Here is a 17,140-nt window from a genome sequence, read left to right on the forward strand (position 1 = left end):
CGACAAATTATTTTTAAATGGAAGCACCTCTTTTTACAAACGATGCAATCGTATTTGGTATTTTAATGATTTCGTTAGGTTTTGTATTTTATACAGAATCAAAAACCTCAGGATTTTGGCCTAAGTTTTATAAAATAGTCCCAGGTTTATTCATGGCTTATTTTATCCCTGCAATATTTACTACTTTAGGAGTTATTTCTCCAGAATGGGAAACTACCAGTGCTGCTGGCGAAGTCGTAAAAAACAAATCACAACTATACTATGTTTCTAGTAGGTTTTTATTACCTGCTGCCTTAGTTTTAATGACATTAAGTATTGACTTAAAAGCTATTTTCAACTTGGGCTCAAAAGCTTTAATCATGTTTTTTACAGGAACTGTCGGTATTGTTATTGGAGGACCAATTGCCATTTTATTAATTTCTGCTGTTTCACCAGAAACAGTAGGTGGAGCTGGATTTGATGCTGTTTGGAGAGGACTTTCTACCTTAGCTGGTAGTTGGATTGGTGGTGGAGCTAACCAAACTGCTATGCTAGAAATTTATCAATACAATCCAGCTAAATATGGAGGAATGGTGTTTGTTGATATCGTAGTAGCTAATATTTGGATGGCTATCATTTTAATTGGAATTGGTAAAAAAGACAAAATAGATAAATGGTTAAAAGCTGATACTTCAGCTATTGAAGATTTAAAACAAAGAGTTTCTAACTTTACACAAAGTGTAAAAAGAACTCCTACTTTAACCGACTTTATAATTATGCTTGCCATTGCTTTTGGTACTGTTGGTTTTGGTCATTTTGCAGGAGCGTATTTAAGTGACGTTTTTGCTTCGTTAACAGCAACTATGGAATCTCAAACTACAAAAAACATTTTCTCTTTCTTAGGATCAAACTTTTTCTGGTTAATTAGTATATCAACAATTGTTGCTGTTGTTTTATCTTTTACGAAAGCTAAAAATTATGAAGGCGCTGGAGCTAGTAAATTAGGAAGTATTTTTATTTACGTACTAGTAGCAACTATTGGTATGAAAATGGACTTAACGCTAATTTTTGATAATTTCAATTTAATTTTTATTGGTTTGGTATGGATGGCAATTCATGCTGGATTATTAATCTTAGTAGCTAAATTAATTCGCGCTCCATATTTCTTCTTAGCAGTAGGAAGTCAGGCAAATGTTGGTGGGGCTGCATCTGCCCCAATCGTAGCGCAAGCTTTTCATCCATCTTTAGCAACTGTAGGTGTTTTATTAGCTGTTTTCGGATACGCTATCGGTACCGTAGGCGCAATCCTATGTACAATTTTAATGGAAATAGCCTCAAAAGTTTAGGAGAAATCTGCATATTTGCAACAGACAAATTTTGAATTCAATGAAGAAAATTATTGCTCTTTTCGCAATTGCACTTGTTGCTTTTGCTTGTTCCTCTAAAAAAGAAGGAAACATGGTTGTTAAAGGTCAGATTAAAGGATTAAAAAAAGGTACTTTATATCTTCAAAAGATGAAGGACACATTATTGGTATCTGTTGATTCTATGGCGTTGTTAGGTGATGATAAATTTATATTAACAGATAATGTTGAGTCTCCTGTAATGTATTACTTAACTTTTGATGGTAATACAACAGATAAACACATTATGTTTTTTGGGGAAGAAGGTGAAATTACCATCAACGATAAAATTGAAGAGTTTGGTTTTAAACCTGAAATTAAAGGTTCTAAAAATCAAGAAGTAATGAATGAGTATCGTAAAATAAACCAACGTTTTATGGAGCAACGTCTAGATTTTGTAAAAAAAGAAGTAGAAGCTCGTCAAGCTCAAGATGAGGTACAATTAGAACAAGTAGAAGCAGATTATAAGAAAATGGTACGTCGTCGTTTCTTATTCTCTACAAACTTTGCTATTGCAAACGCTGATAGTGAAGCTGCACCATACATTGCATTATCTGAACTATATGATGCTAACATTCAGCTTTTAGATACTATTAATAATAGTTTAACTGATAAAGTTAAAAATTCTGAATACGGTAAACGTTTACAAAAGTTTGTAGATGATATAAAAACTAAAGAAGGAAAGTAAATATTCTTTTCTTTAAAAGAAGTAAAAAAGCTCATTCAGTTTGAATGAGCTTTTTTACTTTTATATTCTAAATTTTAAAAGACAATACTGGTAACTTACTGTGATTGGCAATATCTTCTGAAATACTACCTTCAAAAAAGTGTGCTATTCCCTTTCTACCATGCGTAGCTACTACTAAAACATCTGAGTTTATTTTGTCTGCATAATAGAACACTCCCTTTTCTACAGAATAATCAGAAATTATTTTTACTTTATGAATGTTTTCATCATAACTTTCATTTGTTTGATTAAAAAAATGCTTCATTCTTTCTTCTAACTCTTCGGTGCTTTTAAACTTAGACGTTGGTGTACTTACATATACCAGCTCCATATCTGCATTAAACTTCTTAAGAAACTCTTTCGCTTCCATATATGGTTGTACATCGTCATCAGAAAAATCACAAGCAAACAGTATCTTTTCTATCTGTTTTACTATCGGTTCCTCTTTTATTACTAATACAGGTACATGCGCATAACGGATTACCTTTTCTGTATTAGAACCAATAAACATTTCTTTTAAACCACTAGCTCCTTTAGATCCCATAACAATCAAATCTGCTCCTTCATTTCTTGCCAACTGGTCTATTTCGCTAAAGATTTTAAAATGCTTTATAATTGGAGTTACTTTTATACCCGATAAATACTCTTTCTCTAAAAATTCTGCTAACTTTTTCTCAGACATTTGTAAATAAAACAACATTTCTTGTTGTAAATAACTTTCTGATCTACTTAAAACAGCATTAGATAACTCAAGCATATGTACTACCAACACCTCAGCGTCTGACTTTTTTGCTAAAAAAGCTGCTGTTTGTAAAGCATTTTCAGAATATTCAGAAAAATCAACTGGGACTATAATTTTTTTCATGATTAATTACTTTTAGGTTCTACGTCTTCTATAAAGTTACCTAAATTTTGTCAGTAAAGCTATGATTTTTGTCACTTTATAAACCACTATATATTCTATACATTTGCTTTCTTAAATTTTACATTTGTTATGGATAAAAACTCTTCTAAATTTGTAGGCGTTGTTGTACGTGCCTTTATTTCTTTAATGGTCGTTTCTATTTTAGGTATTTTATTAAAGTTTTTTATTACCATACCCAATCGTATTTTTTTTAATAGATCTATAGCATATACTAGTACACATTATTCATATAAACCAGGACAAAATGGATGGACTTTTGATTTTTTTGTATTAAACAATGATGGTTTATATGTAGCCTTACCCTTACTTCTAGTGATTTTTATTGCTTTAGTTTTTTACTTTGGAGTATTTTCTGCTATTGCAACATTTTTAAATTTTAAAGCACAAAACACGCAATTAGCCAAAAGAGATTTTATTTTAACACTACTTGTTGTTAGCTTCTACTTTATGCCCAAATACATAAATATTGATTCTTTTTTAAACATCAATGAAAGAGGTGATTATGTACTTAAAGAGCGCATATATAATCCTAATAATGAAATTTGGGAAATAGGTGTTCAAAAAATAAGAGGTAACTATATTAAAGAACATAAAACCGTAAGCAATGACTCTTCATTTTTAGTTGTAAGAAAATTTAACACTAAAAAAATAGATACAGTTTTATTTGAAAAATTAGTTATTCCAGGCAATAATGTTTACGTTTTTAGTGCAAAAGATACCTTATGGTTATTTGAAGCTTCTAATAATTATATAAAAGCTTTTAACATGGTTAACAGCAACATGGTTATAAAAAACAAAGAAGATTTAAACCGTATGATGCCCAAAAAACATCAAAAAAGTGGTATTGCCGAATTAAGTTATTCTCCTGCTCAAAAAAATAGTGTCTATGTAAAAACTAATTACGGTGAGGTGTTATACTTGCATACAGATGATAATTTAATTACTGATAAATACAAATACACTAACAGCACATACTATCTAAGACGCATAAACGAACATAGATATAAATTATATGCAAAAAAGAAACAGCTAGCTACTACCTTACAAGAAACTATCTTTTTAAATGCTGAAATTATTTCTTATAGAAATAATGTTGTTGTTATTAGACACAAAGTCAACATAAAAAAAGAAACTCCTTATATCATTTCAGCATATGATACTATAACAGGAAATAAACTATGGGATTTTAATGAAGAAAACAATCCTTTTTTAAATAATGCTTATGGTAAAGTTACTGTGAATGCAACTTTTTTACCAAACAAAACAATTCTTAGTTTTTATGATGTTTTTACATTAAAAGGAAATGTAATAATAGACAATCAAGGAAACTATATAAAACAGGAAATTAACATAACCAACTATTAAACAAGTTTTTTACACTTTTCAAAATTATGATTAATGGCAACCTTCAACTGAATTATGAAGATCAGATACAGGAAGTGGAGAAACATAAGGTATTCCTAACCCTAGTCCTCTAAGAATAAACAATACTCCAATAATAATTACAACATAAGGTATTGCTTGTTGAATTCTTTTTCGCACCAAACCATTTGCAAAATTCCCTACATAAACCACTGCTGTCATTAATGGTATTGTTCCTAATCCGAAGAGAAACATATATATACTTCCTGATAACATATTAGTTGTACTCAACGCTCCAAAAACTGCCATATAAACTAATCCACAAGGCAAAAATCCATTTAGAAAACCGATGGTAAAAAAAGTATCATTTCCTTTTTTCTTTAATTCTTTCCCTAAAGAAGACTTTACTTTCATTACCAATTTATTTATTGGATTTGAAAAGTTATATTTCTGAAAAGTTTTAGGTATTAAAACTGCAAAAATCATTAATACACCAACAATAATTGATAGTTGTTGCTGAAACCCAAAAAAATAAAACCCTTTGCCTAGTAAACCAAATAAAAAGCCTATTAAACTATAAGTAAATAAGCGTCCTAAATGATAACTAGTTATTTGAAAAAACTGTTTTACTTTATTCGTTCTGTCTACAGGTAACATAAAGGCTATAGGACCACACATGCCTATACAGTGAAAACTACCTAATAAACCAAATATGATTGCTGAAAGAAACATTAAAACACTAACTCTTTCTGAAATAAATAATCTTTATTTTTGTAGTTCCAGGAAACTGTTATGTTCCAACGACCACCCAACAAACGTTTCTCAGGCACGAGCAAATATGTTTCGGAGATCGAAATAGGTATTTCGAAATCCAATTGTTTATCAGATGGTCTGTATAGGAACACTTTTCCTTTTATATCTTTAGGGTTAAAGTCCGTTGGAAAATGGACTTTAATTCCTTCAGTTACTTTTTCTATTTTAATATTCTTTTTTAATGCTTTCGCATTTTTAGTAGCATCTAATTTGTTCTGAAATTCTAATTCTTGTTGGTAGTATTTTTCAGTTACTAAATCGTGATTAAAGTTTTTACCTGTACTCATCGTAATTACGAAATACATAATAAAGCCTATAAATCCTATTATTGCTATTACTATACCCGTGCCCCAGTTTAGTTTCATTTTAATTTGTTTTTAGTCTTTGGTTCTTAATCTTTATTCATACTTACTCCTAAAAGCTAATGAACTTTAGACTGATTTATCTATAACTTCTTGGTCCTAAAAAGTTGGTTGTAGTAGTTTCAATAAGTTTATCTCCACTATACACTCCTATTTTTAGTTTTTCTTTTTCATTTTTCATTTCAGACTGATGTAACTCTATAAATAAGGTTCCTTCTGCTAATCCTTGTTTAGGTACTTCAAAATCTTGATGTGTTACTGTTTCTATTTTTCCTTTATGAGATAACAATTTATAACTCACATTATCTATTTGTTTTGTTGTTTTATTTACTACTTTAAAAGTGTAAATATTACTAATAACTCCGTTTTCTTTGTGTTGATACAACTGACCTGGCAATCGTAAAATTGTTGCTTCTACATCGTTCCTCAAAAACAGCATCCCTATTAAAATTCCTATTAAAATAAACAAAACTGCTGAGTACCCTTTCATTCTTGCAGTGAATTTAAAAGGTGCTTTCTTTACAATATTTTCTTCACTTGCATAACGAATAAGTCCTTTTGGCAATCCTACCTTTTCCATTATATGGTCACATTCATCAATACAAGCTGTACAGTTTACACATTCTAATTGCGTACCGTTTCGAATATCTATTCCTGTAGGACATACATGCACACATTGAAAACAATCTATACAATCTCCTTTTCCAGACGCTGCTCTATCTTCTTTTTTATTAAACTTTCCTCTCCCTGCTTTTCCTTCTCCTCTTACATGATCGTAAGCCACATTAATAGTTTTATTATCTAACAGCACTCCTTGCAGTCTACCATAAGGGCAAGCTATAATGCAAACTTGCTCTCTAAACCATGCAAAAATAAAATAGAAAACTCCTGTAAAAATTAGCAATGATATTAAAGTACTAATATGGTCTAATGGGTTACCTGTTATGTAACTTATTAATTTATCACTTCCTATTAAATATGCTAAGAAAACGTTTGCTATAATAAAAGAGATGATAAAAAAGACTATCCATTTTAAGACTCTTTTTCTTATTTTTTCTGCATTCCAAGCTTGTTTTGCTAAACGAATTTGTTTTCCTCTATCTCCCTCTATTAAATATTCAATTTTCCTAAAAACCATTTCTAAGAAAATAGTTTGCGGACAAATCCAACCGCAAAAAATTCGACCAAAAACAACAGTAAATAGAATGATAAACACCACTCCTATTATCATTGAAATCACCATTAAATGAAAGTCTTGTGGCCAAAAAGGAAATCCGAAAATGTTAAATTTACGTTCTAAAACATTAAATAGTAAAAACTGATTTCCGTTAATTTTAATAAATGGTGCTAGTAATAAAAACGCTAATAAAAAATAGCTTATATAACTTCGATACTTATAAAACTTTCCGCTTGGTTTTTTTGGAAACACCCAAGCCCTTTTTCCTTCATCATTTATAGTACCAATACTATCTCTGAATTGTTCGTTTTTGGGTGTTTCCATAATCAACTATTAAAAACTAATTTGTAACTTCTATTTTTATTGAATACTATCTTTTACTTGCTCTTCTACTGGTTCTGCAACAGTTGATGCTTGACCTTCTTCTTTATATAACTCTCCTTGAGGTTCTTTTGGTTTTGCTGGAGTAGTTCCTTGTAAAGAAATTATATAACTCGCAACCTTTTGAATGTCTTTAGGTTTTAATGTTTTGTTCCAAGCAACCATACCTTTACCGTCTCTACCTCCATTAGCAACTGTATTAAAAATATTCTTCATTCCTCCTCCTAAAATCCAATATTCATCTGTCAGATTAGGTCCTATACCTCCTCCTCCATCAGCCATATGACATGCTGCACAGTTTAAATTAAATACAGCTTTACCTCTACTTAAATCGGCATCAGAAGTTAATACTGTAGCAGTTTCAGCATCAATAATAGCTTCCTTTGAGTTTGATTTAAATGCTGCTAATTCTCTTTTAGCTTCTGCTACTGCTTGAGCATACTCCATTTCTTGGTTATCTGCTCCTAATACATGATATCTTACTAAATATACTGCTGCAAAAATGATTGTTGCATAGAACATATATAGCCACCATGGTGGTAAGTTATTGTCTAACTCTTTAATTCCATCATAATTATGATCAAGAATAATTTCATCTTCTTGCTCAATTGCTTTGGCCTCTGTCCATTTACTAATAAGTTTTTTAGCCCAAGCCCATTTATCAACTTCTTCTGGTTTAATTCCATCTTTTTCCATTTGAAGTTGCTCTGCTCTTTGCTGAGCCACAATATTTAAAACCTCTTTTAAAACTACAACAGTTATAAGCCCTACAATCGCTATCCAAACTAATGGGTGTTCATATAGACTAAATGGATTTTGATATGATTTAATTGCAGTAGCAATAGCAAAAAAGGTTACTGCAACAAAAATGATATATACTATAGACTGAAAATATTTTTTCATCTTTTTAAATTTTACTAATTATCTAAAGGTAATTCACTTACCCTACTTATATATTCTTTCTTAGCTGTAAATACCCACCAAAACAACACTACAAAAAATGTAAAGAATATGGTTAGTGAAATAATTGGGTATATTTCAATACCTGCAATAGTTTCCATATGATTTTTTACAAACTTTAACATAATTTCTAGTTTTTAGCGCTTAATTGGTCTTGAACATCTTTAATCTTAATATCGGTACCTAATCGTTGTAAATAAGCGATTAAGGCTACGATTTCCCTATCTTTCATTTCTATGAAAGTTTGTCCATTTTCTTGAGCATACTTTTTATCTGCTTCATAGTTTGTTGCAAAATCTGGATCAGCATATAAGTTCTCTTGAATTTTAGCTCCTTGCTCTTCCATGCTTGTTTGCGCATTTGCAATATCTTCTTCCGTATAAGGAACTCCTAAGCTAACCATTGCTTTCATTTTGCTTTCGGTATCACTCTTATCTAACTTATTTCTTACTAACCATTGGTATGCTGGCATAATAGATCCTGGAGATGTACTTTGTGGATCATACATATGATTTAAATGCCAACTATCGTTATACTTTCCTCCAACTCTTAATAAATCTGGACCTGTACGTTTAGAACCCCATAAAAACGGATGGTCGTATACAAACTCTCCTGCTTTTGCAAATTCTCCATAACGTTCTACTTCCGATCTAAATGGACGTACCATTTGTGAGTGACATCCCACACATCCTTCACGGATATAAATATCTCTACCTTCTAATTCTAGAGGAGTATAAGGTTGTACGCTTGTTATTGTTGGAATATTAGATTTTACTAATAATGTTGGAATAATTTGAACAACTCCTCCTATTAAAATCGCCACTGTAGCATATATAGTTAATTTTACAGGCCTTCTTTCTAACCAAGTATGCCAACCTTCTTTAGAAGTTCTGTATTTAGATACTTTTGTTAATGCCGCTGCTTCTGCTAGTTCATCTGTTACTCCACTTCCTGATCTTACCGTTTTAACAATGTTGTATAACATTACAAATGCTCCAAGGATAAATAAGCTTCCTCCAATAGCACGCATCCAATACATTGGAATAATTTCGTTTACTGTTTCTAAGAAGTTACCATAAGTTAACGTTCCATCTGGATTAAACTGTTTCCACATTGAAGCTTGTACAAATCCTGCAACATACATTGGTAGCGCATACATAATAATACCTAAAGTTCCAATCCAGAAATGGAAGTTAGCCAATGCTGTAGAATATAATTTTGTTTTGAACATTCTTGGTACTAGCCAGTATAACATACCGAAAGTTAAGAATCCGTTCCAAGCTAAGGCTCCTACGTGTACGTGAGCGATAATCCAATCACTAAAGTGCGCAATTGCATTTACATTCTTTAATGATAACATTGGTCCCTCAAAAGTTGCCATACCATAACCTGTAATTGCAACTACCATGAATTTTAATACTGGATCTACTCTTACTTTATCCCAAGCTCCACGAAGAGTTAACAATCCGTTAATCATACCTCCCCAAGATGGTGCAATTAACATTACTGAGAACGCAACTCCTAAATTTTGAGCCCAATCTGGTAATGATGTATATAATAAGTGGTGAGGCCCTGCCCAGATGTAGATAAAAATTAACGACCAGAAGTGCACAATAGATAATCTATATGAATATACTGGACGATTAGCCGCTTTAGGAACAAAGTAGTACATTAGTCCTAAGAACGGAGTCGTTAAGAAGAATGCCACAGCGTTGTGTCCGTACCACCATTGTACCAGTGCATCTTGAACCCCTGCATACACTGAGTAACTTTTCATGAAACTTACTGGCAACTCTAAACTATTAAAAATATGTAATACTGCTACGGTTACAAAAGTTCCTAGGTAAAACCAAATTGCTACATATAAATGACGTTGTCTTCTTTGTAAGATTGTCCAAATCATGTTAGCACCAAAAGCCACCCAAACTAGGGCTATGGCAATATCGATTGGCCATTCTAATTCAGCGTATTCTTTTGAAGTGGTATACCCTAGCGGAAGTGTTATGGCTGCTGCAACAATTATTAACTGCCATCCCCAAAAGTTAAAGTTACTTAAAAAATCACTCGCCATACGGGCTTTCAGTAATCGCTGTAGTGAGTAGTAAACTCCTGCAAAAATGGCATTTCCAACGAATGCAAAAATTACTGCGTTCGTATGTAATGGTCTTAAACGTCCAAAACTTAACCACGAAATACCGTCAGTTAAATTTGGGAATAAAAACATAAAAGCCAATAACAATCCCACTGAAAAACCTACTATTCCCCATAGTAAGGTTGCGTAGATGAATTTTTTTACGATCTTATTATCGTAATAAAATTGTTGCATTTCCATAATCTATTTGAATTTAATATCTATTGTTAATTGTTAGTTCTTTGTTTCCTCTTTTACCAATTCATCATCAAACAACATGCGAACCGACGGCGTGTACGAATCATCGTACTGCCCTTTTTTTACTGAAACAATAAATGCTATAAAGAAAATAATAGCCACTAAAATACTTAGTGATAATAGTAAGTAAATAACGCTCATATCTTGCCTGATAATTATAGTTCAAAGATACTTGTGAAGATTCTCTTAAAATATGACTTTTGTCATGTTTCAAGTTTTTTACACAAAAAAACTCGAAGAAAAAATCTTCGAGTTATTTGTTGTTTAAATTGTCATTGAAAACAGTTGGGTTTCAGGTTGTTTTTTGTGTAACTTTTTATCAAATGCCATACAAATATTACGCACATAGGGTCTTGCCTTTTCTGGAACGGTTAACTTACTCCCTTTTATAGAAACCAAACCATCAGCCATCATTTCTTCTAATTTTTCTATATGTGTTTCTATATTTTCAATCTGTAACTGCTCTTCTTCCCACGAAGTGGAAAAGTGACACATGATATTTAAAATATGTTTTCTAATTTTTAAATCTTCTTCAGATAATATATGCCCTCTAAACACAGGAATTTCTCCTTCGTTTATAACGCTTTCATACTCTTTTACCGTTTTTACATTTTGTGCAAACCCGTACCAAGAATCAGATATTGACGACATTCCTAAACCAATCATTAATTGTGTTTTGTTGGCAGTATACCCCATAAAATTACGATGCAACGTTTTCTTTTTTGTGGCTTCATACAAGCTATCAGTAGGTAATGCAAAATGATCCATTCCTATTTCTATGTAACCCATTTCTGCAAACAATTTCTTTCCTATTTCATACAACTCTCGCTTTTCTTCATTTTTTGGTAGGTCATCTTCATTAAATCCTCGCTGTCCAACTCCTTTTACCCACGGAACATGCGCATAACTATAAAACGAAATTCTATCAGGTTCTAGCTCTTTTGTTTTATTAATAGTATGAATTACATTTTCCTTGGTTTGAAACGGAAGTCCAAATACCAAATCGTGACTGATAGATGTATATCCTATTTCTTTTGCCCAATTATATACGTTTTGAACATTTTCAAAAGGCTGAATTCGATGAATTGCTTCTTGTACTTTTGGATTGTAATCTTGCACTCCAAAACTTACTCGTGTAAATCCTAAGTCATACAAAGTTTGTAGGTGTTCTTTTGTGGTGTTGTTTGGATGCCCTTCAAAACTAAATTCATGATTGGGATGTTTTTCTGCGTTCATAAAAATCCCATCAATTAATCTTTTTAATTGTTTTTCTGAAAAGAATGTTGGAGTCCCTCCTCCTAAATGGATTTCTTTTATTATAGGTGTTTCATCTACCAAATTAACATATAACTGCCATTCTTTTAAAACAGTTTCTATATACGGATCTTCCATTTCATGACGTTTTGTTATATGTTTATGGCATGCACAAAACGTACATAAACTCTCGCAAAATGGTAAGTGAATATATAAGCTAATTCCTTCTGATGAGTTACTTTCGATAAACGATTGTTTAAAAGTTTTAATCCATTTTTCTTTTGAGAAGCTATCATTCTCCCAATACGGAACGGTTGGATAACTTGTATATCTTGGTCCTGGAATATTATATTTTTGAATAAGTGAATTCATATTCTATGCTACTGTTTTGTTTCATTCTTCATCAAAACCTTTTAAAATGACGATTAAGCCAATTCTAAAGCGATTTCAATCATTTCTTTAAAGGTTTGTTCTCTTTCTTCAGCAGTTGTTCTTTCTCCAGTAACTAAACTATCTGAAATGGTTAAAATTGACAGTGCATTTACTTTGTGTTTTGCTGCAACAGTATATAATCCATTTGTTTCCATCTCAACACAAAGCACCCCATAATCTGCCCACTTTTTATAGCTTTCAAATTCATCAGCATAAAACTCATCTGAACTTAAAATATTTCCTGATTTTAGAGGAATTTCTTTGTTTTTTGCTACATCAACTGCTTTTTGGAATAGTTCAAAACTTGCTGTCGGCGCATAGTCGGCTCCGTTGAAACGTATGGTATTTAATCCAGAATTTGTCGATGCTGCCATGGCTATAACAATATCTCTAATTTTTACATCTTCTTGATAAGAACCAGCTGAACCTACTCTTATTAAATTTTTAACTCCATACTCTGTAATTAATTCATGACAATAAATTAATGTGGAAGGAATTCCCATTCCAGTTCCTTGAACAGATATTCGCTTTCTTTGATACGTCCCTGTAAAACCTAGCATTCCACGAACATCATTGTAACACGTTGGATTTTCTAAAAATGTTTCTGCTATCCATTTTGCGCGCATAGGATCACCTGGTAATAAAACAGTTTCTGCTATTTCTCCTTTCTTTGCTTCTATATGTACGCTCATTCTTTGTTCTTTTAGATTTTGAGTTATTAAAAACTTATTTTAATACTGATTCTTATCTGAAATACCACTCGTTACTAATGAAACACCTGACGAGGTTCCTAAACGAGTTACTCCCATTTCTATGTACCTCTTAGCTGTTTCAATATCTCTAATACCACCAGCTGCTTTTATCTGTGCTTTTCCATCTACAACACTATCCATTATCACTACATCTTTAAAAGTAGCCCCTCCAGTACCAAAGCCTGTAGAAGTTTTTACAAAATCAGCCCCGGCTTCTACCGCTAATTGACTTGCTATTTTTATTTGTTCCTTAGATAGATAACAGTTTTCAAAAATTACTTTTAATATATTTTCTCCTATTTCTTCTTTAATCAACCGAATTTCTTTTTCTACATAATTTTCTTCACCATCTAACAACTTACCTATATTGATAACCATATCTATTTCAGAAGCTCCATTTTTTATACATTCTTTGGCTTCAAAAATTTTAGTTTTGGTAGTCATTGCTCCTAAAGGAAAACCTACTACAGCTGCTATTTTTACATCCGAACCTTTTAACTCTTTAGCTGCCAATTCTACATAACATCCATTTACACAAACTGCATAAAAGTTATATTTTTTGGCCTCATTACACAGCTTTACTATATCTGCTTTAGTTGCTGTAGGTTTTAATAAAGTATGATCTATATATTTATTAATCTGCATCTTTTTATTTTATTTTTCTACCTAAAATATTGGTAGCTATTGTTGTAAATACTACTACACTAATTGAACTCAACGGCATTAAAATAGCTGCTATTACTGGCATCAACTCCCCAGTTACCGCAAAATAAAGTCCAACAACATTATACATTAAAGATAATAAAAAACAATACTTAATAATTTTTATCGCTTTTTGCGATGCTTTTATATAGTTTCCTATTTCACTAAACTTTGTGGCATCTAAAATAGCATCGCAAGCAGGTGAAAACACATTGATATTTTCCGATAAAGCTATTCCTACATTGCTTTGAGCTAACGCTCCTGCATCATTTAATCCGTCACCAATCATCAATACACTTTTGTTTTTTTCTTGTAGTTCCTCTACATAATGTAGCTTATCTTGCGGTTTTTGATTGAATAAAAATGTTGTTTCTTTAGGTAATAACTCTTCTAAAAACTTCTTTTCCCCTTCATTATCTCCAGAAACTACAGATAATTCATATTTTTTATTTAAGCTTGAAAACAGGTTTTCAACTCCTTTTCTATAAGCATTTTTAAACACAAACTTTCCTTTATACTCATCGTTAACACTAATATGTACAGAAGTATCAAAATTTAATCGTTCTTCTGCATTTTTTACAAAAGAAGACGAACCTATTTTTAATCTTGTTTGTTGATAACTTGTCTCAATTCCCTTTCCTACATATTCTTGGTAATTATCAACTGGTAACATTTCTTCTTCTAAAGAAGCATATAACATTCTACTTAGTGGATGATTTGAGGCTCTTAATGAGCTTTTTAATATCGCTTTTTGGAGTTTATTTAGATCTTCACCTTTATATGTTATCGTATTTTCTTTATTGGTGGTAAGCGTACCTGTTTTATCAAAAATAATTGAGTTTATAGCTGCTAATTGTTCTACTACTGTAGCATTCTTTAAATAAAATTTCTTTCTCCCAAAGATTCGTAGGATATTCCCTAAAGTAAACGGTGCTGCTAAGGCTATGGCACAAGGACATGCAATAATTAGTACTGACGTAAATACGTTTAATGCTACACTTGAATCATAGTATAACCAAAATGCTGTAGACAAAAACGCTATTGACAATACGATGATGGTAAAATTCTTACTGATTTTATCAGTTAGCGTTTTAAACGATGAATTTTTATCTTTTTGAAATACATCATTACTCCACAACTGTGTTAAATAGCTTTGTGAAACCGAAGCTAGTACCTCCATCTCTATACTTCCTGACAGTTGCTTTCCTCCTGCAAATAATTTATCTCCTGACTTTTTATTTACAGGAACAGCCTCACCTGTAACAAAGCTGTAATCTATTTTTGCTTCTCCATTAATTAAAATTCCATCAACAGGAATTAATTCTTGGTTTCTAATTAATAGTCTGTCTCCTTTATTGACATCATAGATTTGCGTGTTTTCTTCTTTTTTATCCGTAGTTATTCTTGTTACTGCAATTGGGAAGTACGATTTGTAATCGCGTTCGAATGACAAGAAATTATAAGTTTTTTGTTGAAAAAACTTCCCTAGTAATAAGAAGAACACTAGCCCTGTTAAACTATCAAAAAAGCCTGTCCCTAAATCCAACATAATCTCTGCTGTACTACGTGCAAATAGCACTAAAATTCCAAGAGCAATAGGAACATCAATGTTTAAAATTTTAGAGCGAATTCCTTTGTATGCTGAAATAAAATAATCAACTCCTGCATAAAACACTACAGGTAACGAAAATATAAACATTAACCAACGGAAGATTCCTTTGTATTGCTCTAACCAATATTCTGATACTTCAAAATACTCCGGAAATGATAAAAACATAACATTTCCAAAAGCAAAACCTGCTATTCCTAGTTTATAAATTAAACTACGGTCTACCTTCTTTTTCCCTACCTCATAATCTTCAAGGCTTATGTAAGGTTCATAACCAATAGAACTTAACAGTAATACTATTTCTTTAAGTGATGTTTTTTCGGAATTGTAAGTAATTCGTACTGTTTTCTTTGGGAAATTAACTTGAGATGAAGATACAAACTCTTGTAGTTTGTGTAAGTTTTCTAATACCCAAATACATGAACTACAATGTATATGTGGAATGTATAAATTTACCACTTGTACATTACCATCGTTAAACTCTAATAGTTTATCTACAATGGATTCATTATCCAAGAAATCATATTTTCCTTGTATCTCTTCAGGTATTGCTCCTGGGTTGTTTTGAAAATCGTAATAACAAGTTAAATCGTTCTCTGAAAAAATTTCATAAACCGTTTTGCATCCATTACAACAGAAAAATTTATCTTCTTTTGTAATTGTTTTTGTGTCGCACTCGTTACCACAATGAAAACATGTTGTGCTTTCCATATTTACTCTTTTGCCTAGTACAAATGTCGGATAACATCTCAAATTAAAACATGATAATTGTCAGGTTTTCCGTATATTTGAGTAGCAAAAAAAAGGGCATATCTATGAGCAAATGTGAGCAATGTATCATCAGAGAATTTAATTCTTTAAAGGCTTTAACAAAAGATGAATTGATAAGAATAACAGGATGTAAAACGTCTAAAAAAATAAAAAAAGGAGAAGTTCTCTTTGATGAAGGCGAATACATAAATGGTGTTTTTTGTGTTAAAGACGGTGTTTGTAAAGTGTCTAAAATGAGTGATAATGGTAGAGACCAAATTATTCATTTAATAAAAAAAGGAGATATTTTAGGAGAGCGAAGTTTGATTAACAATGAAGCTTCCAATTTAAAAGCTATTGCCGTTAATGATATGGAAGTATGTTTTATTCCTAAAGAAGAAATTATTAGAGATTTAGAAAACAACTCTAACTTTTCTATGGACATTTTGAAAAAAATGGCCAATTCTTTAAAGAAAGCAGATGATATTATAGTAGATATGGCTCAAAAAACCGTAAAACAACGTTTAGCTGCTACTCTTTTACTTTTAGACTCTAAGTTTGACAAGAACGAAAATGGCTCTATAAATATTAATTTATCTCGAGAAGATATGGCTAATATTATTGGAACAGCAACGGAAAGTGCTATTCGTTTACTTTCAGAGTTTAAAAAGAAAAAACTAATTGATTTAAAGGGTAAAGAAATTTTTATAACCGATTTAAAAGCTTTAAAAGAGCTTTCGGAAGGTTTTTAAAACAAAAAAATCGTCTATATAGACGATTTTTTTTTTAAGCTTCCCCTGTGGTTCCACCAAAGTTCATTGGAATTGGTGGTTGCTCATAATCTTTTATTTCTCCATGTGCTTGTTCAAACTTACGAATATTATCTGCTAACGCTTTTGACAAACGTTTAGCGTGTTGTGGAGTTAAAATAATTCTTGATTTTACTTTTGCCTTAGGAACTCCTGGCATAATATTAATAAAATCTACTATAAACTCAGAAACTGAATGGTTTATAATAGCTAAATTACTATACGTTCCTTCTGCTATTTCTTGGTCTAGCTCTATATTTAATTGCGGCTCTTTCTTATTATCTTCCATAATTAAGTCTCTTAATATGTTTTAGTTAAAAAAATAAGGGTTTAGAGTTCTAAGAACTCTAAACC

At 31.5% G+C, this 17,140-nt stretch carries 17 protein-coding genes; 4 read left to right on the plus strand and 13 right to left on the minus strand.

The features are described from left to right. Positions 1-17 precede the first annotated feature (17 nt). Positions 18-1,325, plus strand: coding sequence for a DUF819 domain-containing protein (locus NH341_RS12010; RefSeq protein ID WP_159613885.1), 1,308 nt, complete (start codon positions 18-20; stop codon positions 1,323-1,325). A 40-nt stretch (positions 1,326-1,365) separates the two neighbouring features. After that, positions 1,366-2,070, plus strand: a complete 705-nt coding sequence (locus NH341_RS12015; RefSeq protein WP_047790124.1) for a DUF4369 domain-containing protein — start codon at positions 1,366-1,368, stop codon at positions 2,068-2,070. Between the two features lie 67 nt (positions 2,071-2,137). Here NH341_RS12015 and NH341_RS12020 read toward each other — a convergent pair whose 3' ends face one another. Then, complete coding sequence (locus NH341_RS12020; protein WP_159613881.1) at positions 2,138-2,974, minus strand: universal stress protein; 837 nt, start codon at positions 2,972-2,974, stop codon at positions 2,138-2,140. 129 nt (positions 2,975-3,103) lie between these two features. On the opposite strand from NH341_RS12020, the gene NH341_RS12025 reads away from it, so the two are divergent. Further along, positions 3,104-4,399, plus strand: a complete 1,296-nt coding sequence (locus tag NH341_RS12025; protein ID WP_253057055.1) for a hypothetical protein — start codon at positions 3,104-3,106, stop codon at positions 4,397-4,399. Between the two features lie 30 nt (positions 4,400-4,429). On the opposite strand, the gene NH341_RS12030 is transcribed toward NH341_RS12025, so the two are convergent. From NH341_RS12030 to NH341_RS12080, 11 genes are all read right to left on the minus strand, one after another. After that, on the minus strand, positions 4,430-5,128 hold the full coding sequence (locus NH341_RS12030) for a sulfite exporter TauE/SafE family protein (RefSeq protein WP_159613877.1): 699 nt from the start codon (positions 5,126-5,128) through the stop codon (positions 4,430-4,432). Continuing rightward, on the minus strand, positions 5,128-5,574 hold the full coding sequence (locus NH341_RS12035; RefSeq protein WP_047790120.1) for a FixH family protein: 447 nt from the start codon (positions 5,572-5,574) through the stop codon (positions 5,128-5,130). The genes NH341_RS12030 and NH341_RS12035 overlap by 1 nt, the downstream gene beginning before the upstream one ends. 76 nt (positions 5,575-5,650) lie before the next feature. Further along, a complete protein-coding gene (ccoG, locus tag NH341_RS12040) occupies positions 5,651-7,072 on the minus strand; it encodes a cytochrome c oxidase accessory protein CcoG (RefSeq protein WP_073184494.1) in 1,422 nt (473 codons plus the stop codon). Between the two features lie 36 nt (positions 7,073-7,108). Continuing rightward, positions 7,109-8,032 (minus strand): cbb3-type cytochrome c oxidase N-terminal domain-containing protein, encoded by a 924-nt coding sequence (locus tag NH341_RS12045; protein WP_047790118.1) that lies wholly within the window; start codon positions 8,030-8,032, stop codon positions 7,109-7,111. A gap of 14 nt (positions 8,033-8,046) precedes the next feature. After that, positions 8,047-8,214 (minus strand): cytochrome c oxidase subunit IV, encoded by a 168-nt coding sequence (locus tag NH341_RS12050; protein ID WP_047790117.1) that lies wholly within the window; start codon positions 8,212-8,214, stop codon positions 8,047-8,049. A 5-nt stretch (positions 8,215-8,219) separates the two neighbouring features. Further along, a complete protein-coding gene (gene ccoN / locus NH341_RS12055; RefSeq protein WP_073184496.1) occupies positions 8,220-10,421 on the minus strand; it encodes a cytochrome-c oxidase, cbb3-type subunit I in 2,202 nt (733 codons plus the stop codon). 33 nt (positions 10,422-10,454) lie between these two features. Further along, entirely contained in the window at positions 10,455-10,619 is a 165-nt protein-coding gene (gene ccoS / locus NH341_RS12060; RefSeq protein WP_073184498.1) for a cbb3-type cytochrome oxidase assembly protein CcoS, read from the minus strand. 123 nt (positions 10,620-10,742) lie between these two features. Next, complete coding sequence (gene hemN, locus NH341_RS12065; protein ID WP_253057057.1) at positions 10,743-12,104, minus strand: oxygen-independent coproporphyrinogen III oxidase; 1,362 nt, start codon at positions 12,102-12,104, stop codon at positions 10,743-10,745. 53 nt (positions 12,105-12,157) lie between these two features. Next, the gene (gene deoD / locus NH341_RS12070; protein WP_253057059.1) at positions 12,158-12,856 is read right to left on the minus strand and encodes a purine-nucleoside phosphorylase; all 699 of its coding nucleotides are present in this window, start codon (positions 12,854-12,856) and stop codon (positions 12,158-12,160) included. Positions 12,857-12,895: 39 nt separating this feature from the next. Beyond that, on the minus strand, positions 12,896-13,561 hold the full coding sequence (gene deoC, locus NH341_RS12075) for a deoxyribose-phosphate aldolase (RefSeq protein ID WP_253057061.1): 666 nt from the start codon (positions 13,559-13,561) through the stop codon (positions 12,896-12,898). Positions 13,562-13,565: 4 nt separating this feature from the next. Then, entirely contained in the window at positions 13,566-15,938 is a 2,373-nt protein-coding gene (locus NH341_RS12080) for a heavy metal translocating P-type ATPase metal-binding domain-containing protein (protein WP_253057062.1), read from the minus strand. 104 nt (positions 15,939-16,042) lie between these two features. On the opposite strand from NH341_RS12080, the gene NH341_RS12085 reads away from it, so the two are divergent. Beyond that, the gene (locus NH341_RS12085; protein ID WP_159493735.1) at positions 16,043-16,729 is read left to right on the plus strand and encodes a Crp/Fnr family transcriptional regulator; all 687 of its coding nucleotides are present in this window, start codon (positions 16,043-16,045) and stop codon (positions 16,727-16,729) included. 34 nt (positions 16,730-16,763) lie between these two features. Here the strand turns inward: NH341_RS12085 and NH341_RS12090 are convergent, their stop codons facing one another. Beyond that, the gene (locus tag NH341_RS12090; protein ID WP_047790111.1) at positions 16,764-17,075 is read right to left on the minus strand and encodes a DUF3467 domain-containing protein; all 312 of its coding nucleotides are present in this window, start codon (positions 17,073-17,075) and stop codon (positions 16,764-16,766) included. Between the last annotated feature and the right edge of the window lie 65 nt (positions 17,076-17,140).

It is taken from the genome of Tenacibaculum sp. XPcli2-G, from assembly GCF_024124505.1.
Classification (GTDB): Bacteria; Bacteroidota; Bacteroidia; order Flavobacteriales; family Flavobacteriaceae; genus Polaribacter; species Polaribacter mesophilus.